Source organism: Nocardia sp. CA-151230 (assembly GCF_050942175.1).
In the GTDB taxonomy this organism is placed as follows: domain Bacteria; phylum Actinomycetota; class Actinomycetes; order Mycobacteriales; family Mycobacteriaceae; genus Nocardia.
Genome location: NZ_CP192061.1, coordinates 8,273,184 through 8,294,539 on the forward strand (window position 1 = coordinate 8,273,184; position 21,356 = coordinate 8,294,539).

The window sequence follows — 21,356 nt, forward strand, 5'->3', positions numbered from 1 at the left end:
TCCGGACCGGCGCAAATGAGCGACGGCCCGTTCTCCTCGCAGCCCCGCGCCCGCCGCGGACACCGCTATCGCGAGGACGCAGAGAATTACGGCGGCGCGACCACCTTCGATGCCCCCGCCCCGACGCACAGCGGGGTCGCCCACGGCGACTGGGATGCCACCCAGTCCTGGAACGGCGACACGCAGTGGGATTCCGGCTCCCAGTGGAATTCCGATGCGGACTGGAACGGCGGTCAGCAGTGGGATGAGTCCCCGCAGTGGGACGAATCCGCCGACTGGCAGCCCGAACCGAACTGGGACTACAACGCCCAGACCTCCGTGAACGGCTGGGCCGCACCGAATCCGAGTGATTGGGCCCCGCAGTCGCGGACCAACTGGGATCCGACCGCGGACCCGACCCCCTCCGACGAGTACCGACCGGTCTACACGTTCAAGACCGCGTCCGGCGAGAAGCTCCAGTTCTCCGGCGACGGCGCCCGCCTGAATCGCAGTGCGCGGGAAGCCGAAGTCGAGCACGACGCCGGCTACGACGACGAGCCGCGCCCGACCCGCTCCGGCGGCAAGCGCCGCTCCGGCGGCACCCACCGCCTACCCGCCCCGCCCACCGCGCTCAAGGGCCGCGCCGCGGTCGTCGCGGTCGCGGCCGGTGCGGTCGTGGCCGCGGGCCAGGCCACCATCGAGTCCACGGGCCACGACAACAGCAATGTCGACTACCAGGCCGCCAACCAGGTCAAAGAGGTCGCGGCGACCTCGGTGGTCGGCGACGGCGCCCCCGGATCGCCCCAGGTGGTGAGCCCGAACGCGCCCGCGAGCCTGGACCAGTTCAACGACATTCTGGCCAAGGGCAAGCAGTTCGCCGCCGACATGGCCAACCAGGAGGCGTCGAAGAACCGGCCGCTGTGGACGAGGTTCGCCAACGGCACCTACACCTCCGGCTTCGGTATCCGCTGGGGCGTCGCCCACCAGGGCGTGGACATCGCCGCTCCGATCGGCACCCCGATCTACGCGGTCGCCGACGCCACCGTGCTCGAGGCCGGTCCCGCTTCCGGTTTCGGCATGTGGGTCCGGCTGCTCCACGACGACGGCACCGTCACCATCTACGGCCACATCGACACCGCGACCGTCTCGCAGGGCCAGCGCGTGCTGGCGGGCGACCAGATCGCGACCGTCGGTAACCGCGGCTTCTCGACCGGCCCGCACTGCCACTTCGAGGTCTGGCTGAACGGCGTCGACAAGATCGACCCGCTGCCCTGGCTGGCCTCGCGCGGCATCTCGCTCGGCCCCGAACGGGACTGACCCGCAACCGAACCCGATCCGAAAGGCGCGCCCGGCAGGGCGCGCCTTTCGGCGTTCCGGGCAGCCCGCTCGACCTGCTCTGCTCGGGCCGCGCCGACCAGTGAGACCCGATCGGCGCGGTCCGGGCCCGATCAGCTGCGGTTGGAGCGGTACCAGCGGATCAGCGCGTCGGTGGACGAATCCGATTGCGGCGCGGGCTCTTCCGCCGCGGTCAGCAGCGGCTCCAGGGCCAGTGCCTGCTGCTTGCCCAGTTCCACGCCCCACTGGTCGAAGCTGTCGATGCCCCAGATCGCGCCCTCGGTGAACACCTGGTGCTCGTAGAGGGCGATCAGCTGGCCCAGTACCGACGGGGTCAGCTGAGGCGCCAGGATGGCCGTGGAGGGCCGGTTGCCGGGCATCACCTTGTGCGGCACCAGGTTCGGGGCGGTGCCCTCGGCAGCGATCTCCTCGGCGGTCTTGCCGAAGGCCAGCACCTTGGTCTGGGCGAAGAGATTGCTCATCAGGATGTCGTGCATGCTGCCCGAGCCGTCCATGGTGGGCAGATCGCTGACAGGACGGGCGAATCCGATGAAGTCGGCGGGCACCAGCCGGGTGCCCTGGTGCAGCAGCTGGTAGAAGGCGTGCTGGCCGTTCGTGCCGGGCTCGCCCCAGAAGATCTCACCGGTGGAGGTGGTGACCGGGGTGCCGTCGGCGCGCACGGACTTGCCGTTGGACTCCATGGTCAGCTGCTGCAGGTAGGCCGGGAAACGGGCCAGGTCGTTGGAGTACGGCAGCACCGCGCGGGACTGCGCGCCGAAGAAGTTCGAGTACCACACGCCCAGCAGCCCGAGCAGGATCGGACCGTTCTCCGTCAGCGGCGCATTCGCGAAATGCTCGTCCACGGCGTGCATTCCGGCCAGGAACTCGGCGAAGCGCTCCTTGCCGATGACCGCCATGACCGACAGGCCGATGGCCGAGTCCACCGAGTAGCGGCCGCCGACCCAGTCCCAGAAGCCGAACATGTTGGCGGTGTCGATACCGAAGTCCGCCACCCGCTGCGCGTGGGTGGACACCGCGACGAAATGCTTTGCGACAGCGTCCTCGCCGAGCGCGGCCACAAGCCAGCGGCGGGCCGCGGTGGCATTGGTGAGCGTCTCCAGGGTGGAGAAGGTCTTGGAGGCGACGATGAACAGCGTGGTGGCCGGGTTCAGGCCGTCCAGCTTCGACACCAGATCCGCCGGATCGACATTCGAGACGAACCGCGCCGAGATCCCCGCGTCCGCGTAGTGCCGCAGGCCCAGCGTCACCATGGCCGGGCCCAGATCCGAGCCGCCGATGCCGATGTTCACCACCGTGGCGATGCGCTCGCCGGTGGCGCCACGCCACTGCCCGGAACGCACCTGGTCGGTGAATTCGCCCATGCGACGCAGCACTTCGTGTACGTCGGTCTCGACGTCCTGGCCGTCCACCGTGAGCGGCTCGCCGACGGGCCGGCGCAACCACACATGCCCGACCGAGCGGTCTTCGGAGGTGTTGATGCGCTCGCCCGCGAACATGGCGTCGCGGCGTTCCTCGAGCCCGGCGGTCTGCGCCAATTCGGCCAGCAGATCCAGGGTTTCGCGTGTCGCCCGATGCTTGGAGTAGTCGATGTGCAGGTCGGCGACCTGCACGGTCAGCTCACGACCACGCTCGGGATCCTCGGCGAAGAACTCACGCAGATGCCGCCCGGCGAGAGAGGCGTGGTGATCGTGCAGTTTCCGCCAGACCGCCGATGCGGTGATGTCGCTGCTCACGATCGCCGAGGTTACAACCACTGTGACTTTTTTGCCCTACGCTTCGCTCCGGGCGGGTTCGCGGCCCGAAGGTCTCGATTCTTCCCTCCTCCGCTCCTCCGCTTCGCTCCCCCGCTCCAAGGCGGAGGTCGATTCCAGCCGCAGTCCAGAATCGAGACGGCCGCGAAACCTTCAGGTGAGCGAATGAGTGCTGGTTGCAAACAGATACGGCCCGATTCAGGCAAGCGGGTCGGGGTCCGTCCTAGGCTGGCTTCATGGTGTCTGCGAGCGAACTACTCTCGTCCATTCCCACGCGACTTTGGATCGGCGGACCGGTGGACGCCACCGGTGGCGCGACCTTCCCGGTGCACAATCCGGCCACGGGTGAGGTCATCGCCCAGGTCGCCGACGCGACGCCCGAGGACGCGGTGCGCGCCCTCGACGCGGCCGCGGCCGTGCAGGCCGAATGGGCCACGACCCCGGCCCGGCAGCGCGGGGAGATCCTGCGCGCGGTGTTCGAGGCGATCACCGCGCGGGCCGAGGAGTTCGCCCTCCTCATGACCCTCGAAATGGGCAAGGCCCTGCCGGAGAGCCGCAACGAGGTTCGCTACGGCGCTGAGTTCTTCCGCTGGTTCAGCGAGGAGGCGGTCCGCATTCACGGCCGCTACCAGCCCGCCCCGTCCGGGACCGGGCGAATCCTGGTGCACAAGCAGCCCGTCGGCCCGTGCCTGGCCATCACGCCCTGGAACTTCCCACTGGCCATGGGCACCCGCAAGATCGGCCCGGCGCTGGCGGCGGGCTGCACCATGATCGTGAAGCCGGCGGGTGAGACCCCGCTGACCATGCTGCTGCTGGCCCAGCTCTGCAGCGAGGCCGGCCTGCCCGACGGCGTGCTGTCGGTCATCACCACCTCGCACTCGGGTGCGGTCACGGCGCCGCTGCTGAACGACCCGCGGCTGCGCAAGCTGACCTTCACCGGTTCCACGCCGGTCGGCAAGAAGCTGGTCGAGCAGTCCGCGCACGGACTGCTGCGCACCTCGATGGAGCTCGGCGGCAATGCCCCGTTCGTGGTCTTCGACGATGCCGACCTCGATGCCGCCGTGCAGGGCGCGCTGCTGGCCAAACTGCGCAACGGCGGTGAGGCGTGCACCGCGGCCAACCGCTTCCACGTCCAGAATTCGGTTCGCCAGGAATTCACCGACAAGCTGGTGGCGGCCATGGCGGAGTACCGGCTCGGCAATGGCGTGGACCCGGACACCACGCTGGGCCCGCTCATCAACGAGAACCAGCTCGATACCGTGAGCGAGCTGGTCGACGATGCGGTGTCGGCGGGCGCGCAGGTGAAGCTAGGCGGCAAGGCCCCCGGCGGCCCGGGCTGGTTCTATCCGGCCACAGTGCTCGCCGATATCCCGGCGCAGGCCCGCATCCTGCGCGAGGAGGTGTTCGGCCCGGTCGCCCCGATCGTCGGCTTCGACACCGAGGAGCAGGGCCTGGCCGCGGCCAACAATACCGAATTCGGCCTGGTCGCATACGTTTACACGCGCAGTCTGGACCGGGCGCTACGGGTGGCCGAGGGCCTGGAGACCGGCATGGTCGGGGTCAATCGGGGCGTCATCTCCGACCCGGCCGCGCCCTTCGGCGGGGTGAAGGAATCCGGTTTCGGCCGTGAGGGCGGCTTCGAGGGCATCGAGGAATACCTCGACACCAAGTACATCGCCCTGCCCTAGACGGAAAAGAACCGCCCCGGGGTCGAGACACCCGGGGCGGCTTTGGGGAGGCTGCATCCGTTGCACGCATGCAGCCCGGTCTGTGTGGGGCCGCACCTCGCGACGCACCGCATGTTGTATCGAGCATGCAATGCCCAGCGTTAACGGGCCTTGCCGAAGGCGGCAGGTCCGGGGATTTCGGGGGCTCAGCACGCCCCCGAGAGTCTTACGAGAGTTGTCAGTGCCCGAGGCGGCCGCGGCCCAGGCGCAGCAGCAACATCGCCAGGGTGTGGCCCTCCTGACCCAGCTCACTGAATCGCTCGAGCACCTTCATCTCGCGGGAGTGGACGAGCTTGGGCCCGCCGTTCGCCATACGCGTTCGCCCGATGATGCGCGAGACCTCGGTGCGGCGCTTGATGGCCGCGAGGATTTCGGCGTCCAGCTTGTCGATTTCCAAGCGCAGCTTGTCGATCTCAGCCTCGGAGGGCAGGGCGGAGTCCGAGCCGGTGGCAGACTCGGAATGTCCCGTCGTCGAGATGCTCATTCTTCAACTCCTCGTGGTCCAGAACGTCGATCGGCGGGTGGACCCAACCTGTTACCGATCGGTTCTTCACCAAGAATCAGACCTGTTGGCCATACATTGTCCCCCTGGGACCGCACCACATTGTCCCCCCGGGATCGGGCTCAGGTGCAATGCGTCGCCTTGGAGCCGGTCATGGGGACGAGTGTGCCATGCATAGTGACCTATGCAAAACAGGTACGTTTGTGAATCTCCTGAGTTTCCCGACCGGGTGCGGTTCACCGGATGTTCGCCGGACCGGCACTTATCGGACACCTGAGCGATCCGGCCCGCCGCGTGTCGGTGCGCGCCGGTAGCGTGGATGGGCGATGAATACGACGGTGGCACAGGACGAGCAGAAGACCGAGCGGTTGCTCGAGGGATTGAATCCGCAACAGCGCGCCGCGGTGATGCACACCGGCACCCCGCTGCTGATCGTGGCCGGGGCCGGGTCCGGAAAGACCGCGGTCCTCACCCGTCGCATCGCCTATCTGCTCGACGCTCGCGGGGTGCGGCCCGGCGAGGTGCTGGCCATCACCTTCACCAACAAGGCCGCCGCCGAGATGCGCGAGCGAGTGGCCGGGCTGGTCGGCCCGCGCGCGGCCGGCATGTGGGTGTCCACCTTCCACTCCAGCTGCGTGCGCATCCTGCGTACCCAGGCGTCGCTGCTGGCGGGGCTGAACTCCAACTTCTCCATCTACGACGCGGACGATTCCCGGCGGTTGCTGGGCATGATCATTCGCGACTTCGAGATCGACGCGAAGAAGTACTCGCCGCGCCTGCTGGCCACCGCGATCTCGAATCTCAAGAACGAGCTCATCGACCCGCCGCAGGCCGCGGCCGATGCCGAGACCGAGGACAGCGAGCTGCCGCGCATCGTGGCCCGGGTCTACGACGAGTACCAGCGGCGGCTGCGCGCGGCCAATGCCCTCGACTTCGACGATCTGATCGGTGAGACGGTGTCGCTGCTGCAGCGGCATCCGCAGGTGGCCGAGTACTACCGGCGGCGCTTCCGGCACGTGCTGGTCGACGAGTACCAGGACACCAACCACGCGCAGTATGTGCTGGTGCGTGAACTGGTGGGCCACCATCGGGGCGGGCGGGGTGACGACACCGCTTCCGAGGATCGGGTGCCGCCCTCGGAGCTGTGCGTGGTGGGTGACGCGGACCAGTCCATCTATGCCTTCCGCGGTGCCACCATCCGCAATATCGAGGAGTTCGAGCGCGACTTCCCGGATGCGGAAACCATTCTGCTGGAACAGAACTACCGCTCCACCCAGTACATCCTGACCGCCGCCAACGCGGTGATCGCCCGCAACGAGGGCCGGCGCGAGAAGAAGCTGTGGACCGATCAGGGCGACGGCGATCTGATCGTCGGCTATGTGGCCGACAACGAGCACGACGAGGCGTCGTTCGTGGCCCGCGAGATCGACAGGCTGGTGGATCAGGGCGACGCCAATTACGCGGATGTGGCGGTGTTCTACCGCACCAACAACAATTCGCGGGCGCTGGAGGAGATCTTCATCCGTATGGGCCTGCCCTACAAGGTGGTCGGCGGGGTGCGCTTCTACGAGCGCAAGGAGGTTCGCGACATCGTGGCCTACCTGCGCGTCCTGGAGAACCCGGACGACGCGGTGAGCCTGCGCCGGGTGCTCAACACCCCGCGCCGCGGCATCGGCGACCGCGCGGAGGCCTGTGTGGCCGTGCACGCCGAGCAGCGGAATATCGGCTTCGCACAGGCGCTCCGGGACGCGGCCGCCGGCAAGGTGGCCCTGCTCAACAGCCGCTCGCAGCGGGCCATCGCCGGATTCCTGGAGCTGCTGGAGGAGATCCGGGCGGCGGGCGCGCAGGCCGACATGGACTTCCCGGATGTGGGTTCGGTGGTGGAGGCGGTGCTGGACCGCACCGGCTATCGCGCCGAGCTGGAGGCCTCCGACGATCCGCAGGACGGCGCGCGCCTGGACAACCTCAACGAATTGGTCAGCGTCGCACGCGAATTCAGTTCCGAGGCGCGCAACAATGTGGAGGCGGCGCGGGCCGAGGGCATGCTGCCCGAGCAGGCCGAGGGCGAACCGGAGCCGGGTTCGCTCGCGGCGTTCCTGGAGCGGGTCTCGCTGGTGGCCGACGCGGACCAGATTCCCGAAGAGGGTTCCGGCGTGGTCACGTTGATGACCCTGCACACCGCCAAGGGCCTGGAGTTCCCGGTCGTGTTCGTGACCGGCTGGGAGGACGGCCAGTTCCCGCACATGCGCGCCCTGGGCGATCCGATGGAGCTGCAGGAGGAGCGCCGGCTGGCGTATGTGGGCATCACGCGCGCCCGCAAGCGCCTGTATCTGACCCGGGCCGTGGTGCGCTCGGGCTGGGGGCAGCCGGTCTCCAATCCGGAATCCCGCTTCCTGCAGGAGATTCCGGGTCATCTCATGGATTGGCGGCGGCTGGAGCCGGCCCCGTCGCAGACCTCGCGCGGTTTCCGCCGGCGCGGCGAAGACGAAGGGCTGGAACGGGATTGGACCCGTGGTGACGGCTGGTCGGAGCCGCGCCCCGGTCTGCGCGATCGCGGCGAGCGACGGCCCGCGCCGGCCGCCGGGGGGGTCAAGCGCAACAACACCGGTCTGGTGCTGGCCGTCGGTGACCGGGTCAACGACGACAAGTACGGCCTGGGCCGGGTGATCGCCGCCGAGGGCTTCGGCTCGCTGGCGACGGTCACCATCGACTTCGGCACGGCCGGCAAGATCCGGCTGATCCCGCAGTACAGCCGGACCCTGACCAAGCTCTGATCAGCAGGTGTGGCGGCTGAGGACGTCGTAGGCGCGCACGGCGTCCTCGGGAAAGACCAGGATCCGGAAGCAGTCCTTGATGTTTCGCCAGCGGTGGATGCGCGCCCGGCCCATGGTGGCGCGCACCCCGTGGGTGTGCAGCAGCTGCCGGACGGCGCGCGCGGACTGCATGTCGTAGACGGTGGCGGCGGGCACCAGCAGCCCGTATTCCTCGTCGTCGGTGCGTGTCCGGAGTTTCATCCTCGACTCCCGTTGTCCTGCTTGACTTTCAGCATGGTGAGCTGTGCGTGCTCCTCATCATGATGCTGGGCGGCGCGGAGCGCACGCTCCTCGGGTGGGTCGGCGGTGAGGAACCCGCCGGGGCCGGGTTTGCCCGCGGAGCCGAGCTTGCTCATCTTCTTCGGGACGGCCGCGCCCTGGTACTCCAATGGAATCGGATGGCCGTGCCGGTCCACCGGCCCGAGCGACTGGTGCACCTCGATGTACTCGCCGTGCGGCAGCCGCTTGATGATTCCGGTCTCGATGCCGTGCTCGAGCACCGCCCGATCGCTGCGTTGCAGGCCCAGGCAGAACCGGTAGGCCACGGCGTACGCCAGCGGCGGCAGGGTCAGCAGCGCGATCCGGAAGAACCAGGTGGTCGCGTTGAGGGAGACGTCGAACTTCAGCGCGATGATGTCGTTCACGCAGGCGAAGGTGAGCACCAGGTAGAAGGCGATGGCCATGGCTCCGATCGCGGTGCGCACCGGCACATCTCGCGGCCGCTGCAGCAGATTGTGATGCGCGGTGTCCTTGGTCAGCCGCTTCTCGATCCACGGGTACAGCGGGATCACCGCCAGCACGATGCCCATCACCACCGCCACCCAGAAGGGCGCGGGAATGGTGTAGCGGCCCAGGTAGATCTCCCAGGGCGGCATGAGCCGGGCCAGGCCGTCGGTCCACATCATGTAGAAGTCGGGCTGGGATCCGGCCGACACCTGGGCGGGGTTGTAGGGCCCCAGATTCCAGATCGGGTTGATCTGGAACAGCCCGCCCATGAGCGCGACGGTGGCCAGGGTGAAGGCGAAGAAGGCGCCCTGGTCCAGAGAGAACACCGGAACGATGCGCGCGCCCACCACATTTCGCTCGGTACGGGCGGGCCCGGGGAACTGGGTGTGCTTCTGGTACCAGACGAGTGCGATGTGAGCGCCGATGAGCGCCAGCATGATTCCCGGGAACAGCAGCACGTGGGTGATGTAGAGCCGCGGGATCAGGACGGTGCCGGGGAATTCCCCGCCGAAGAGGAAGAAGTGGATCCAGGTGCCCACCACCGGGACCGCCATGGTGATACCGCCCAGCGGTGACCGCAGGCCGGTGCCGGAGAGCAGGTCGTCGGGCAGCGAGTAGCCGAAGTAGCCCTCGAACATGGCCAGGATCAGCAGGACCGCGCCGATCACCCAGGTGGCCTCGCGGGGTTTGCGGAAGGCGCCGGTGAAGAACACCCGGAACATGTGGATGATGATCGACGCCGCGAACAGCAGGGCGGCCCAGTGGTGGACCTGCCGCACGAACAGCCCGCCGCGCACGTCGAAGGAGATGTCCAGGACGCTGCGGTAGGCGGCCGACATCTGGACGCCCCGCAGCGGCTGGTAGCTGCCGTTGTAGGTCACCTCGGTCATGGACGGCTCGAAGTAGAGCGTCAGGTAGACCCCGGACAGCAGCAGGATGATGAAGCTGTAGAGCGCGATCTCCCCGAGCAGGAACGACCAGTGGGTCGGGAAGACTTTGTTGATGGAGCGTTTCAGGCCCGCGGCCAGGTGATACCGCTGGTCGGCGGCATCGGCGCGGTGCGCGGTGGCGTTCATGAACATGAGACGCCGGAGCGGGCCGAAACGTGACACCTGGATCGAGAGGTTGTCCCGGATCACACCCCGGGCGTGGTCCGGGCTGCCGGGTCAGCGCGGCAGTGCCCCGTCGAGGGTCGGGTAGCGGAAGCGGAACCCGCTGTGCCGCAGCACCTCCGAGGTGGCGTGCCGGCCGGTCAGCCCGAGCGCCGGAGCAGGTCCCCCACGACCTTGCGCATGACCGCGGCCGAGGCGCCGGGGAAGGTGAGCTGCTGGCGGAGTTCGGTGCCGCCGTCACGCGGGGTGAGCACCCAGCGCAGTCGCATGGTGCCGACGGGTTCCGGCTGCTCCATGGTGATTTCGCGGTCGGGCACGAAGGTGGAGACGACGAACGGTTTCGCGAGCCGCCCGTGCACTGCCTCGGTGACGCGCCCGCGCGGCAGGTAGTCGCCGGTGACGCCCGCCGCGGGTGTGCCGCGCAGTGTCACCGCGGTGATCGCTGGATTCCACTCGGGCCAGCGGGCGGGATCACCCAGGACGGCCCACAGCTGCTGCGGCGGGAGGGCGATCCACCGGGTGTACGTCGTTGTACGAGGCATGTTTCCGACGCTGTTACCGGCGGGCTGCGGCGGGAAGCGTGGCCTTGCTCGCAGCCCGCGCGGTGTCGTCGGGCGGGTGTCAGCCGATGCTGGTCTGGGTGCCGAGGGTGAAGGTGTGGCCGTGCGAGGTGCAGGTCATGCCGCCACCGTGCGGACGCCCGCCGAGGCAGGTCGCGCCCGCGTAGTCGAACTGGGTGCCGGCGTACACGTTTCCGGGCGGGCGCGGCACGTCCCAGAGCTGGCGGGCATTCGGATTGCCGTGCTGGCCGCCGAGGCCGAAGGTCGGGTGGGCGGGCAGGAAGGAGCCGTCGATCACAATGTCGGAGATGGGAATCAGGCCCCACAGCTTGTTGCCCTGGCCGAGATCGCAGGCGACATCGCCATTCGCGTGAATGGCGCACTGGGTGGCGAAATCATTGAAATACAGGGTGTCGCCCACCAGGAAATCCGAGTTGTCCGCCTCGATGACACCCGAGTCCGCCGAGGCGGCGCCGGTGCCGAGAATTGTGAGCGCGACCGCTGCCATCGCACTGCCGATAACACTACGCACGTTCATGATCATCGACCCTAGGGCACCGGAACCCATTGGCACCAGCGCGAATTCGCGTATTTCGCAATTCGGACATCGATTAACGAGGCTTCTCGATCCACCCCGATTCGCTACTTGATGAATGTCCCCGCACCGCCCGAAGGTGGAGCACGATGATCGTGCGCCGGCAGGCGCGTTCCGATGAACAGAGGCATGTGATGAGCGAGAAGATTCGCGTCGAGGGCACCATCACGGTGCACAAGTACGAGCCCGTTCCCTACGACGAGCCCGAGCAGGGTCCGGTGCTCACCCGAATTCATGTGGAGGAGAGCTTCTCCGGCGGCATCGAGGGCGATGGCGTGGTCGAATTCCTCCAGTCGTCCACCCCGGACGGCACCGCCAGTTTCGTCGGCATCGAACGCATCACCGGTTCCGTCGACGGCAAATCCGGCACCTTCCTCCTCCAGGACACCGGCACCGTCGCCGACAATATCGTCAGCGGCACCTGGTTCGTGGTCCGCGGCTCCGGCACGGCCGACCTGACCGGACTCCGCGGCGAGGGCGGCTTCACGGCCAATCTCGGTGAGGGCGCGCAGGTCTGGCTCGAGTACTGGTTCGACTGACGCCGACCGGGTTTCGACGCGTGCGCGGGGCGCGTCACCTGCACCGGAAGTCGCCGGCGGCGTTCCAGGCTCGGTTCATGAGCGATGCGATATGGCCCCGCGGCGTCTCCGCTCCCGCGGCCCGAGCCCTCGCGGCCGCCGGCTACCGGAATCTGGAACAGCTGGCCGGAGTGCGGGAACGCGACCTGCTCGCGCTGCACGGCATGGGGCCCAAGGCGATTCGGGTACTGCTCGAGGCCCTGGTCGCCCAGGGCCTCGACTTCGGGGAACCCGCGGCAGATCAGTCGACGTAGGCGCGGCGAATGATCGCCTCGGTGTCGACGCCGGTCGGCAGCGTGCCGAAGGCGATACCCCAGTCGCCGCCGAACCTGGTGCCGCAGAAGGCGTCGGCGACGGCCTGGTGGCCGTGCCGCACCAGCTGCGCGCCCTGCAGCACCAGCGCCATCAGCTCCACCACGCGGCGCGCGCGGTACTCGATATCGGCGAAGTCGGTGAGCTCCTTGCCGATTCGGTCGATGGCCTCGTCCAGGTGGCGGTTGGCGCCGCGGGACAGGTTCACCTCGGCGAAGAATGCCTCGACCGTCTCCGGCTGCCGGCCCATGGCGCGCAGCGCGTCCAGCGCGGCCACATTGCCCGAGCCCTCCCAGATGGACATGAGCGGGGCCTCGCGGTACAGCCGCGGCATGCCGGACTCCTCGGCATAACCGTTGCCGCCGAAGCATTCCAGCGCCTCGGCCGCGTGCGCGGGGGCGCGCTTGCACACCCAGTACTTCGTGACCGCCAGCGCGATGCGGCGCAGCGCCGCCTCGGCGGGATCGGCGTCGGCGCGGTCGGTGGCCCCGGCCAGGCGCATCATGACGGTGGTCGCGGCATCGGATTCGATCACCAGGTCCGCCAGCACATTCCGCATGGCGGGCTGGTCGACCAGGTGCTTACCGAACACCTGGCGATGCCGGGCATGGTGGGTGGCGTAGACGGCCCCGGCGCGCATGCCGGTGGCCGAGCCGATCACGCAGTCCAGCCGGGTCATGTTGACCATTTCGATAATGGTCTTCACGCCCGCGCCCTCCTCGCCGACCAGCCAGCCGATGGCGTTCTCGTACTCCAGTTCCGAGGAGGCGTTGGACTTGTTGCCCAGCTTGTCCTTGAGCCGCTGGATGCGCAGCGCGTTGCGGGTGCCGTCGGGCAGCACCCGGGGCAGCAGGAAGCAGGACAGGCCGCCCGGCGCCTGGGCCAGGGTCAGGAACATGTCGCCCATGGGGTGCGAGGTGAACCACTTGTGGCCGACGATGCGGTAGGTGCCGTCGGCGAGCGGGGTGGCCGTGGTGGTGTTGGCGCGGACGTCGGAGCCGCCCTGCTTCTCGGTCATGGACATGCCCGCGATGAGACCCGCCTTGGTGGACGGCTCGCGCAGGCCGAAGTCGTAGACGCGGGAGGCCAGCAGCGGCTCGTACTTCGCGGACAGTTCGGGATTGTGGCGCAGCGCGGGCACCACGGCGTAGGTCATCGAGATCGGGCACATGTGCCCGGCGTCGGCCAGGCCCCAGGTGAAGAACTTGGCGGCGCGGGCCACGTGCGCACCGGACCGGTCGTCCTGCCAGGGCGAACCGTGGAGGCCGTGCGACACCGCGGTGTCCATGAGGTTGTGCCAGTACGGGTGGAACTCCACCTCGTCGATGCGGTTGCCGTAGCGGTCGTGGGTGTGCAGGATCGGCGGGTTCTCGTTGGCCAGCCGGCCCCACTCCTGCGCGGCCGCGCCGCCCGCCAGCACGCCCAGCTCCCGCACCTCGGCCTCGGCCCAGCCCGCACCCTCCCGGTGCAGGCCCTCGAGCAGCGCGGGATTGCGCGAATTGTCGAAGGGGACGATGGGCGGCACCTGGTTGAAGACGTCGTGCGTGTGCATTGCGGGTGACTCCTATTCGTGTGGGACGCCGCGAGATTCGGGGTGGTCGCCGGAGGCGTCCGGCTGGACACCGAGGGCGCGCAGGGCGAAGGCGACCAGTTCCGGCAGCACCGATTCGCTCTGGAGTTGTTCGGAGAGCGGGCCGACGAGCACCTCGCCGATGGCCCCGACCAGCGCGGTCGCGGAGGTGCGCGGATCCTGCGGCGGCAGTTGACCGGTGGCGATGCCGTCGGAGATCGCGGACACGTAGGTCTCGGCGAAGGCCCGGCGGAAGCGCAGGCGTTCGGCGTCGACGGCGGCGTCCACGGGTTCGGCGAGCAGCACGTAGGCGAGTTTGGGGTTCTTGAGGGCGCGGCCGGCGAAGGTCTCGACGGCGGCGGTGACCCGGTCCGGGGCGGTGCGCCCCTTCCCCGCAGCTCCGGCCGCGGCGACGGCGTCGACCTCCCGGGTGACGACCTCGCGGAAGACGGCGGTGACGAGTTCGGCCTTGCCGCTGAAGTTCTTGTACACCGTCCCGGTGGCGACCCCGGCCTCGGCGGCGACCGCGGCCATGGACAGTCCGGCGAACCCGTCGCGGGACAGCACGGTCATGGCAGCGCGCACGATCGACCCCGCCTGAGCATCCAGGCGGGCCTGGACCGCGGGCGTTCTGCGATAGGCCATACAAGAAGTGAACCACCGATTCATTTCTTGACGCAAGCCCACCCGCCCCCCACCACCACCCTCAACCGCACCGCTGTGCAGGATCCACCTACGGCGTACTGTCGGCCACGTGACAGTACGAGTGGAGCGCAACGGCCCCGTCTACACCGTGATCCTGCACCGGCCCGAAGCCCGCAACGCGGTCGACGGCCCCACCGCGAAAGCGCTGGCCGACGCCTTCCGCGACTTCGACGCCGACCCCACCGCCGCGGTCGCCGTGCTGTGGGGCGACGGCGGCACCTTCTGCGCCGGCGCCGACCTCAAGGCCCTCGGCACCGAACGCTCCAACCAGGTCACCGAGGACGGCGACGGACCCATGGGCCCGACCCGCATGAAGCTGTCCAAGCCCGTCATCGCCGCCGTCTCCGGGTACGCGGTCGCGGGCGGCATCGAGCTGGCGCTCTGGTGCGATCTGCGAATCGCGGAGCAGGACAGCACCTTCGGCGTCTTCTGTCGCCGCTGGGGCGTGCCGCTGATCGACGGCGGCACCGTGCGGCTGCCCCGCATCATCGGCGAGGGCCGCGCCATGGACCTGATTCTCACCGGCCGGGCCGTCGGCGCCACCGAGGCGCTGCAGATCGGACTGATCAACCGGGTGGTGCCGAACGGCGAATCCCGCCGCGCCGCCGAGGAACTCGCGCTCGAGCTGGCCACCCTGCCGCAGACCTGCCTGCGCTCGGACCGCATGTCGGTGCTGGAGCAGGACGGCCTGGAGGAGTCCGAGGCCATCGCCAACGAGCTGCGTCACGGCAGGAAGGCCCTGATGGACGGCGCGCTGGACGGGGCGCAGCGCTTCGCCTCGGGCGAGGGCCGCCACGGCCGCCCGGCCTGATTCGGGCTCAGGTTCGATCGGTCGCGCGAATGCCCCGAATACGCGCGGCAGCACCCCATGGAACCGATCGGTACGCTAGCCGTTCGATGGATCGGCTGAGCGTGCTGGACGAGATCTTCCTGCGGTCGCATCGGGGCATGGGCACCCCGATCGTCCTGCAGGGACTCTGGCGTACCGCCGAACCGGTACATCCGGCCCTGCTCTGGCGGGTGCACCGCGACCTGCGCACCGGCCCGCTCGGCCGCCGGGTGGTGCGCTCGCGGGTGCCCGGGGCGCGGCCACGCTGGCAGCCGAATGAAACCGCCTACCCGTTCACCATGTCGCCGGAACCGATTCCGCGTGCGGCCGTACTGGATTGGGCCGACCGCCAGGGCGCGGACCTCGATCCCGAGGCCGGGCCGGGCTGGCGGCTGTCGGCGGCGCGCCTCGACGACGGCGGCTGCCTGGTCGCGCTGACCTGTTCGCACGCGCTGGCCGACGGCCGCGCACTGACCCTGGCCATCGACAACGCACTGTCCGGCATCCCGCTCGCGGCGCCCCTTGCGGGACATTCGGATTGGGCCGACGCCCGGCGCATGTGGGCCACGGTCCTGGGTGGGACCGCCCGCGCGCTGCGGCGCGGCATTCCCGCACGCCCGGCCGCACCCGAGGCGCGAAAGGTATTGCCGAGCACCGCGAATGCCCTGGCACTCCCCGGAACCGCCACCACCTGCGGGACAGTGCTCGAGATTCCCGCCCGGGACTGGAACCGCGTCGCGGTCGCGCACGCGGGCACCGCCAACAGCCTGTTCGTCCATCTGATCGCGAAGATGCTGTGGTCCAGCGGTTTTCCCGCCGACACCATCGCCGCCAGCCTCCCCGTCGACACCCGCGACGAGCCGCGCGTGGACAACGACATGTCCATGACCGAGGTCGCCATCACCCGCGACGACACCCCGGCGACCCTGCGCCGCAAGGCCCGTGCGGCCTACGAGCACCGCATGACCAGCCCGGGCGGCATCCCCGAGGAGATCCTCCAGGTCATGCCCGACCGGTGGGCGTATCGGCTGGCCCGGGGCGCGGGCGAGCGAGACGTCCTGTGCTCCAATATCGGCAACCTGCCCGAGTCGCTGCTGGTGCTCGGCCCGCACTCGTGCACGGGGGTGGCGGCCCGCGCCATCCACCCCGGGCTCCGGCCCGACGCCCTGCCCCGGACCCGGCTCTCCGGGTACCTGACCCGGATCGCCGACACCTACACGCTGTCCCTGATCGGCCTGGATCCGGACGCCATCCCGACCTCCGCCGCGCTCACCGCGCTGGCCGAGACGGAACTGTCCGCGCTCGGCCTGCCCTGCGCGACCTGGTGACCCGGCTCAGGTGAGGGCGGGGATCCGAACCCCCTGCCACGCCAGTCGTTTGGTGCGGTCCGGGTCGAGTTCGACGCGACCGGGCGAATCGATGATCAGCGTCGCGCGCTGCTCCTCGGTATAGACGGGCCAGGCCGGCAGCGGAGTTCCGGTGCGGGCGAAGGCCAGCCAGTTGTCCTGGAACTGGCTCGACACCTCACGGAAGCCGCGGTAACCGCCGAGCGCGGTCATGGCGCGGCCGAAGGGCGAATCGACCGCGCCGAAGACCGGGATCAGATCCAGGGCGTGCGTGGCGCCGAAACCGCTCAGATGGATTGCGCGCGGGGCGAAGTCGTAGCGGTACGCATAGGTCGGCGCGTACCGGCTGTGCGCCTCCATGACGCGGACGGAGGGCCGCCAGAAGGTGAAGTCGCCACCCATGCGGACGGTGACCTTCTTGCCCGGAAAACCAGGATAGGCCGCGGTGACCCTGGATTCGACGGCCGCGCCGAACTCGGACAGGGTCTCGTGCAGCCGCTCCTGCGAGGTCGGCATGGACTGGCCGAGTTTGGTGAAGATGGGGCTGTCGCCGCCCTCGTCCAGGGCCTGGTCCACGTGGCGCAGCAGCCAGCGCATGCGATCGGGTGTGGTGGGCAGGGTGTCGTCGAAGCGCACGAACAGGGTGGCCTCGTCCCGATTGGTCCCGATGATGAGCGGCACCCGGTGCGCGGTGCCATTGGCGAACGCGGCCAGCGGTGCGGTGGGCAGGAATTCGCCGTCCACCACCGGGGCCACCGGGAACAGGCCCGGCTGCTGGTGCATGATCCGGGCGACCGCGTGATCGACGGCCTTGCGGATGTCGTTCGCACCGGCGGTGCGCAGCGCCTCGACGGCGTCCCCGGGGGCGATGCCGAGGTCGTCGAGGCAGCGGCGGGCGAACAGCCGGGCCTCGGCCTGGCTCGGAGCCCAGTCCGCGGGCGCGCTCTGGGCGATGCCGCGGTGGAACAGCCCGGCCGCGGCGGGGGTGGCCATGAGGGCCAGCACCGCGTGCGCCCCGGCCGATTCGCCGAAGATGGTGACATTGTTCGGGTCGCCGCCGAACGCGGCGATATTGCGCTGCACCCATTCCAGGGCCGCGACCTGATCGCGCAGGCCCAGGTTGGAGTCGAATCGGCTTTCGGGCGTGGAGTATTCACTGAAATCGACGTAGCCGAAGGCGCCGAGCCGGTAGTTGACCGACACCACGATGACATCGCCGCGGAGCGCCAGCCGGGCGCCGGAATACAGCCGCAGCGCGGAGGTTCCGATCATGTAGCCACCACCGTGGATGAACACCATGACCGGGCGGGGCGTGGCCGACGGCGCGTTGGGCGCGGTCACGTTCAGCGTCAGGCAATCCTCGCCGGTCGGCTGCGCCTGCCGCGGCCCGATCCGCGCGCCGTCCCGGTGTTGCATTGCGGCACAACCGAAGTCGGTGGCGTCGCGCACCCCGCTCCACGGCTGCACCGGCTGCGGTGCTCGGAAACGGAACTCCCCGACCGGAGCCGCCGCGAAAGGAATGGACCGCCAGCGTGAAACGCGGCGGCCCCGGAGTCCGCGAACCGTGCCGTCCGCGGTCGTGATGTCTGTCGTTGCCACCATTCACAAAGGGTAGTCCCAACTCTCGGAGGCTCCCAGGGTCTCGAACCAGGGACCCCGAAGATGGCGGGAACGGCAGACCCGCCGGCCGGGGTGGGAACGGCCGGACGGCGGATGGGCGGCTACTGCAGGTAGCCCTCGACCTGTCGGGCGGGGTTGACCTGGGCCTCGTCGGGGTTGCGCCCCTGGTCCATGCGGGCGCGGCGCTGACGCAGCAGGTCCCAGCACTGGTCGAGCTGGACCTCGATCTCGGCCAGCTGGCGGCGCTCGGCCTCGGGGTCGAGTTCGCCACCGGTGGTCTTGGCCCGGAGCTCGTGCTCACGATCCACGAGTTCCTTGATGCGCGCGTGGATGTCCTTTTCGGTCATGCGGACCACTCTACGACCCGGGCCAGCGCCGCCCCCGCCGACCGAACCGCGCGCGGCAGCTCCGCCGCAGGCAGGGCGGCATATCCGAGGACGATGCCGAAGGTGTGCCGGGCGCCCAGATGGTGGCGGGCCAGCGCGTCGAGGTGGACGCCGAGCTCATGGGCGGCGGCCACCGCGCGGTCCTCCTGCTCCGGGGTGGCGAGCGGGACGAAGATGTGTGATCCGGCGTCGTCGCCACGCACGTCCAGGCCGCGGCCGCGCAGCTCGTCCACCACCAGGGCGCGGCGGGCCGGCATGTCGCGGCGCAGGCGGCGCAGATGGCGGGCCAGGTCACCGTGCCGGGCCAGTTCGGCCACCACCTGCTGACCCGCCGGGGCCGGGCCGCTGCCGGTGAGTTCGCGGTGGGCGAGCACCGCGGCGGCGACGGCCGGATCCGCCACCAGCCAGCCGATGCCGAGGGTGGGTGTGAGGATCTTGCTGGTGGTGCCCAGATGCACGACCACATCGGGGGCCAGGGTGGCCAGCAGCGGAAGCGGCGCGGTGTCGTACCGCAATTCGCCGTCGTAGTCGTCCTCGACCACGAGTGCGCCGGTGCGGCGGGCGAATTCGATGAGCTCGACCCGGCGGGCGGCGGGCATGCGCGCGCCGAGCGGAAACTGGTGTGCGGGAGTGCAATACACCAGGCCCGCGTTCTCGGGCAGCAGCTCCACCCGCAGGCCGTCGGCATCCACGGGCACCGGGACCGGCCGCATGCCTGCCGCCCGGAACGCTCCGGCTGCCCGCTGATAGCCGGGATCCTCGATGGCCACCACGTCGCCGGTCCGCAGCAGCGCCGCCGCGAGTTCGCCTGCGGCGGAACTGGTTCCGGCGGTGGCCAGCACCGTGGTCCCGCTGCCCGCGCCCAGCCCGCGATGCCGTAGCAGGTGTTCGGCGACGGCCTCCCGATAGTCGGTCTCCCCGCGTCGGTCCTTGCGGATCAATGGCGTTCGATCCGATGCGGCCCGCCACGCCCGCCGCCAGGCGGCCGGGTCGATGGCCTCGATGGACGGCGCGCCCGCGCCGAGATCCAGCAGCCCCGCCGGCGGATCGGGCCGTTCGGGCCCGCCGGTCTGCGCGCCCACCGGGGCGGGCGCGGCCGTCAGGTAGGTGCCCGAGCCGTGCCGCCCGTCCAGCCAACCCTCGGCGTGCAACTGGTCGTAGGCGGCGGTGACGACGGTCCGGCTCACCCCGAGCCGATTGGCCAGCTCACGGGAGGACGGCAGCCGATCACCGCCGCGCAGCGCGCCGGTGGTCGCGGCCCGGCGGAGTCCGTCGGCCACCTGAACGGCCAGCGGCACGCCGCTGTCCCGTTCGACAATGAACGGTAGATCGTCGTCGACCAGCCGATTCGCCCGCAAGTGGCCTCCTGATCATGCGGCAAACAGTTGATATCAGAATGCCACTCGACACACAGCGGTGCGATCAGCGATGTCCCGTGACGGCCGAAGCTGCCGCGGAAACAAGGGCATACACCACGAAACCCGTTGCGGCGCTGGTGATTGCGTAGACCAGCATGTGCCGAACGCAGTCGTAGAGACTGACGCGCGCCACCGGATCGGTCCGGGCGACGAGACCGGCGAGCACCGCCACCGCGAGCAGCGCCGCCAGCACCAGGGCGCGCCGGGGATCCGGCGCGACCGGCCGGGCTCGCCGGTACCAGGCACCGAAGCAGCCTGCGAGCAGCAGCATTCCGCCGATCGAGGAGATGTAGCCGATCACGTTGTACACCCGGTGCGGTCCGATCACGGACTCCCGCAACACGTCCCAGTGACGCACGGCTGGACCGTCGGTGTGGGTGAAGGCATCCCAGGCGAGGTGAGTGAGCGCCCCGATGAGCAGGGCCATCACCGCCGCCACCGGCCCCGGCCTGCTCGCGGTGATCTCCTTGCCGATCATGCCCGAGACGGTGCCGCGCAGCGCCCACCCGATGGCCACCAGGATCGCGCCCAGCAGCACGTCCACCGGGAGCCCCCGGAGCGCATGCGTCAGCTCGCCATCCACACCGATCCACAGGTAGTACGGAATGTCGGGCGCGATGCTCCCGGCGACGAGTCCCGGAAACCACAGCACCCGCCGTAAGGGCAGCACGGCAGCCGGATGTGCGAGCGTGAACGGCACTGATCCCCCGAAGTGGTCTGTAGATCTTGCGGAGAATTGGCTATTCAGTAATGCCATTTCCCCCTCGAAACTGGTCATATGAGTGAGACAGCTTCGAACCGGACCCCATTGTCACCCACCCCGCGCAGCAGCCTCACCCGGTCCAAGGAGCGGGGTCGCACCGACCGCGCCGAACTGGACGCGGTCCTCGACGCCGGGCTCATCTGCCACCTGGGCGTGGTCCTGAACGGCAGCCCGGTGGTCATCCCGACCATCTACGGCCGCGACGGCGACACGCTGTACCTGCACGGCTCCACCGGCTCGGGCAATATGCGGGCCGCCATGACCGGCGACGTCTCGCTGACCGTGACGCATGTGGACGGCATCGTCTACGCCCGCTCCGCCATGCACTTCTCCATGAACTACCGCTCGGCGGTCATCCACGCCCGGCCGGTCGAGCTGACCGAACCGGACGAGCGCATGCACGCGCTGCGCGTCATCGTCGAACAGGCCGCACCCGGCGCGTGGGACGCGGTCCGCTCGCCGAACAAGAAGGAGATGGCCGCGACCATGGTCCTGGCCCTCGATCTCACCGAGGCCTCGGTCAAGGTCCGCACCGGCGGCCCGCGCGACGAGCAGGCCGATATCGACACCGGTGGCGTCTGGGCCGGTGTCCTGCCGCTGCGTCAGGTCTTCGACGCCCCGATTCCGGCCGCGGATCTGGAAGCGGGAGTGGAGATTCCGGCACACGTACTGGACCGCCACACCGATGCGGTGGCCGTGGTCTAGGGG

Annotated in this window: 21 protein-coding genes; 8 read left to right on the forward strand and 13 right to left on the reverse strand. The window is 69.6% G+C overall.

All coding sequences use genetic code 11. The annotated features are described in order from the left end of the window. The first annotated feature begins 15 nt into the window (after window positions 1-15). Entirely contained in the window at window positions 16-1,296 is a 1,281-nt protein-coding gene (locus ACQP1O_RS38945; RefSeq protein WP_433563299.1) for a M23 family metallopeptidase, read from the forward strand. Between the two features lie 131 nt (window positions 1,297-1,427). Here the strand turns inward: ACQP1O_RS38945 and pgi are convergent, their stop codons facing one another. After that, window positions 1,428-3,068 (reverse strand): glucose-6-phosphate isomerase, encoded by a 1,641-nt coding sequence (pgi, locus tag ACQP1O_RS38950; RefSeq protein ID WP_433563300.1) that lies wholly within the window; start codon window positions 3,066-3,068, stop codon window positions 1,428-1,430. A gap of 254 nt (window positions 3,069-3,322) precedes the next feature. On the opposite strand from pgi, the gene ACQP1O_RS38955 reads away from it, so the two are divergent. Then, on the forward strand, window positions 3,323-4,774 hold the full coding sequence (locus ACQP1O_RS38955) for an NAD-dependent succinate-semialdehyde dehydrogenase (RefSeq protein ID WP_433563301.1): 1,452 nt from the start codon (window positions 3,323-3,325) through the stop codon (window positions 4,772-4,774). 217 nt (window positions 4,775-4,991) lie between these two features. Here ACQP1O_RS38955 and ACQP1O_RS38960 read toward each other — a convergent pair whose 3' ends face one another. Further along, a complete protein-coding gene (locus ACQP1O_RS38960; RefSeq protein ID WP_354836317.1) occupies window positions 4,992-5,297 on the reverse strand; it encodes a chorismate mutase in 306 nt (101 codons plus the stop codon). A gap of 344 nt (window positions 5,298-5,641) precedes the next feature. On the opposite strand from ACQP1O_RS38960, the gene pcrA reads away from it, so the two are divergent. After that, window positions 5,642-8,089, forward strand: coding sequence for a DNA helicase PcrA (gene pcrA, locus ACQP1O_RS38965; RefSeq protein WP_433563302.1), 2,448 nt, complete (start codon window positions 5,642-5,644; stop codon window positions 8,087-8,089). Here the strand turns inward: pcrA and ACQP1O_RS38970 are convergent, their stop codons facing one another. From ACQP1O_RS38970 to ACQP1O_RS38990, 5 genes are all read right to left on the reverse strand, one after another. Further along, window positions 8,090-8,329: a hypothetical protein gene (locus tag ACQP1O_RS38970; protein WP_433563303.1), complete on the reverse strand. Its 240-nt coding sequence runs from the start codon at window positions 8,327-8,329 to the stop codon at window positions 8,090-8,092. It abuts the gene before it with no gap. Then, the gene (qcrB, locus tag ACQP1O_RS38975; RefSeq protein WP_433567939.1) at window positions 8,326-9,930 is read right to left on the reverse strand and encodes a cytochrome bc1 complex cytochrome b subunit; all 1,605 of its coding nucleotides are present in this window, start codon (window positions 9,928-9,930) and stop codon (window positions 8,326-8,328) included. The genes ACQP1O_RS38970 and qcrB overlap by 4 nt, the downstream gene beginning before the upstream one ends. Before the next feature lie 90 nt (window positions 9,931-10,020). Next, on the reverse strand, window positions 10,021-10,083 hold the full coding sequence (locus tag ACQP1O_RS38980; RefSeq protein WP_433567940.1) for a hypothetical protein: 63 nt from the start codon (window positions 10,081-10,083) through the stop codon (window positions 10,021-10,023). Between the two features lie 23 nt (window positions 10,084-10,106). Continuing rightward, window positions 10,107-10,508 (reverse strand): type II toxin-antitoxin system RatA family toxin, encoded by a 402-nt coding sequence (locus ACQP1O_RS38985; RefSeq protein ID WP_433563304.1) that lies wholly within the window; start codon window positions 10,506-10,508, stop codon window positions 10,107-10,109. A gap of 79 nt (window positions 10,509-10,587) precedes the next feature. After that, window positions 10,588-11,064, reverse strand: coding sequence for a hypothetical protein (locus tag ACQP1O_RS38990; protein WP_364614348.1), 477 nt, complete (start codon window positions 11,062-11,064; stop codon window positions 10,588-10,590). Between the two features lie 191 nt (window positions 11,065-11,255). Between ACQP1O_RS38990 and ACQP1O_RS38995 the strand changes: the two genes are divergently transcribed. Continuing rightward, window positions 11,256-11,660: a DUF3224 domain-containing protein gene (locus ACQP1O_RS38995; RefSeq protein WP_433563305.1), complete on the forward strand. Its 405-nt coding sequence runs from the start codon at window positions 11,256-11,258 to the stop codon at window positions 11,658-11,660. A gap of 77 nt (window positions 11,661-11,737) precedes the next feature. Further along, window positions 11,738-11,953, forward strand: coding sequence for a DNA-binding protein (locus tag ACQP1O_RS39000; protein ID WP_433563306.1), 216 nt, complete (start codon window positions 11,738-11,740; stop codon window positions 11,951-11,953). On the opposite strand, the gene ACQP1O_RS39005 is transcribed toward ACQP1O_RS39000, so the two are convergent. Further along, window positions 11,941-13,563 (reverse strand): acyl-CoA dehydrogenase family protein, encoded by a 1,623-nt coding sequence (locus ACQP1O_RS39005; RefSeq protein ID WP_433563307.1) that lies wholly within the window; start codon window positions 13,561-13,563, stop codon window positions 11,941-11,943. The two genes, ACQP1O_RS39000 and ACQP1O_RS39005, sit on opposite strands and share 13 nt — an antisense overlap. 12 nt (window positions 13,564-13,575) lie before the next feature. Continuing rightward, window positions 13,576-14,226 carry a TetR/AcrR family transcriptional regulator gene (locus tag ACQP1O_RS39010; RefSeq protein WP_433563308.1) on the reverse strand — a complete coding sequence of 217 codons (651 nt, stop codon included), beginning with the start codon at window positions 14,224-14,226 and terminating at the stop codon, window positions 13,576-13,578. A gap of 109 nt (window positions 14,227-14,335) precedes the next feature. Between ACQP1O_RS39010 and ACQP1O_RS39015 the strand changes: the two genes are divergently transcribed. Then, window positions 14,336-15,097 carry a crotonase/enoyl-CoA hydratase family protein gene (locus tag ACQP1O_RS39015; RefSeq protein WP_433563309.1) on the forward strand — a complete coding sequence of 254 codons (762 nt, stop codon included), beginning with the start codon at window positions 14,336-14,338 and terminating at the stop codon, window positions 15,095-15,097. Between the two features lie 86 nt (window positions 15,098-15,183). After that, window positions 15,184-16,443 carry a hypothetical protein gene (locus tag ACQP1O_RS39020; RefSeq protein WP_433563310.1) on the forward strand — a complete coding sequence of 420 codons (1,260 nt, stop codon included), beginning with the start codon at window positions 15,184-15,186 and terminating at the stop codon, window positions 16,441-16,443. Between the two features lie 6 nt (window positions 16,444-16,449). On the opposite strand, the gene ACQP1O_RS39025 is transcribed toward ACQP1O_RS39020, so the two are convergent. The 4 genes from ACQP1O_RS39025 to ACQP1O_RS39040 form a co-directional block, all read right to left on the reverse strand. Continuing rightward, the gene (locus ACQP1O_RS39025; protein ID WP_433563311.1) at window positions 16,450-18,063 is read right to left on the reverse strand and encodes a carboxylesterase/lipase family protein; all 1,614 of its coding nucleotides are present in this window, start codon (window positions 18,061-18,063) and stop codon (window positions 16,450-16,452) included. A gap of 119 nt (window positions 18,064-18,182) precedes the next feature. Next, window positions 18,183-18,428: a DUF2630 family protein gene (locus tag ACQP1O_RS39030; RefSeq protein WP_354836333.1), complete on the reverse strand. Its 246-nt coding sequence runs from the start codon at window positions 18,426-18,428 to the stop codon at window positions 18,183-18,185. Next, the gene (locus ACQP1O_RS39035) at window positions 18,425-19,825 is read right to left on the reverse strand and encodes a PLP-dependent aminotransferase family protein (protein ID WP_433563312.1); all 1,401 of its coding nucleotides are present in this window, start codon (window positions 19,823-19,825) and stop codon (window positions 18,425-18,427) included. The genes ACQP1O_RS39030 and ACQP1O_RS39035 overlap by 4 nt, the downstream gene beginning before the upstream one ends. A gap of 64 nt (window positions 19,826-19,889) precedes the next feature. Continuing rightward, window positions 19,890-20,585: a DUF4184 family protein gene (locus ACQP1O_RS39040; protein ID WP_433563313.1), complete on the reverse strand. Its 696-nt coding sequence runs from the start codon at window positions 20,583-20,585 to the stop codon at window positions 19,890-19,892. Between the two features lie 78 nt (window positions 20,586-20,663). Between ACQP1O_RS39040 and ACQP1O_RS39045 the strand changes: the two genes are divergently transcribed. Then, window positions 20,664-21,353, forward strand: a complete 690-nt coding sequence (locus tag ACQP1O_RS39045; RefSeq protein ID WP_433563314.1) for a pyridoxamine 5'-phosphate oxidase family protein — start codon at window positions 20,664-20,666, stop codon at window positions 21,351-21,353. Window positions 21,354-21,356 lie beyond the last annotated feature (3 nt).

What these genes read in the sequence shown, in the direction of transcription:
- ACQP1O_RS38970 (WP_433563303.1), bottom strand. Translation starts at nt 8,329, where the DNA reads ATGAAACTCCGGACACGCACCGACGACGAGGAATACGGGCTGCTGGTG.
- ACQP1O_RS39010 (WP_433563308.1), bottom strand. Translation starts at nt 14,226, where the DNA reads ATGGCCTATCGCAGAACGCCCGCGGTCCAGGCCCGCCTGGATGCTCAG.
- ACQP1O_RS39030 (WP_354836333.1), bottom strand. Translation starts at nt 18,428, where the DNA reads ATGACCGAAAAGGACATCCACGCGCGCATCAAGGAACTCGTGGATCGT.
- ACQP1O_RS38990 (WP_364614348.1), bottom strand. Translation starts at nt 11,064, where the DNA reads ATGAACGTGCGTAGTGTTATCGGCAGTGCGATGGCAGCGGTCGCGCTC.
- ACQP1O_RS38955 (WP_433563301.1), top strand. Translation starts at nt 3,323, where the DNA reads ATGGTGTCTGCGAGCGAACTACTCTCGTCCATTCCCACGCGACTTTGG.
- qcrB (WP_433567939.1), bottom strand. Translation starts at nt 9,930, where the DNA reads ATGAACGCCACCGCGCACCGCGCCGATGCCGCCGACCAGCGGTATCAC.
- ACQP1O_RS38945 (WP_433563299.1), top strand. Translation starts at nt 16, where the DNA reads ATGAGCGACGGCCCGTTCTCCTCGCAGCCCCGCGCCCGCCGCGGACAC.
- ACQP1O_RS39020 (WP_433563310.1), top strand. Translation starts at nt 15,184, where the DNA reads ATGGATCGGCTGAGCGTGCTGGACGAGATCTTCCTGCGGTCGCATCGG.
- pcrA (WP_433563302.1), top strand. Translation starts at nt 5,642, where the DNA reads ATGAATACGACGGTGGCACAGGACGAGCAGAAGACCGAGCGGTTGCTC.
- ACQP1O_RS39045 (WP_433563314.1), top strand. Translation starts at nt 20,664, where the DNA reads ATGAGTGAGACAGCTTCGAACCGGACCCCATTGTCACCCACCCCGCGC.
- ACQP1O_RS38985 (WP_433563304.1), bottom strand. Translation starts at nt 10,508, where the DNA reads ATGCCTCGTACAACGACGTACACCCGGTGGATCGCCCTCCCGCCGCAG.
- ACQP1O_RS39005 (WP_433563307.1), bottom strand. Translation starts at nt 13,563, where the DNA reads ATGCACACGCACGACGTCTTCAACCAGGTGCCGCCCATCGTCCCCTTC.
- ACQP1O_RS38960 (WP_354836317.1), bottom strand. Translation starts at nt 5,297, where the DNA reads ATGAGCATCTCGACGACGGGACATTCCGAGTCTGCCACCGGCTCGGAC.
- ACQP1O_RS39025 (WP_433563311.1), bottom strand. Translation starts at nt 18,063, where the DNA reads ATGGTGGCAACGACAGACATCACGACCGCGGACGGCACGGTTCGCGGA.
- ACQP1O_RS39000 (WP_433563306.1), top strand. Translation starts at nt 11,738, where the DNA reads ATGAGCGATGCGATATGGCCCCGCGGCGTCTCCGCTCCCGCGGCCCGA.
- ACQP1O_RS38995 (WP_433563305.1), top strand. Translation starts at nt 11,256, where the DNA reads ATGAGCGAGAAGATTCGCGTCGAGGGCACCATCACGGTGCACAAGTAC.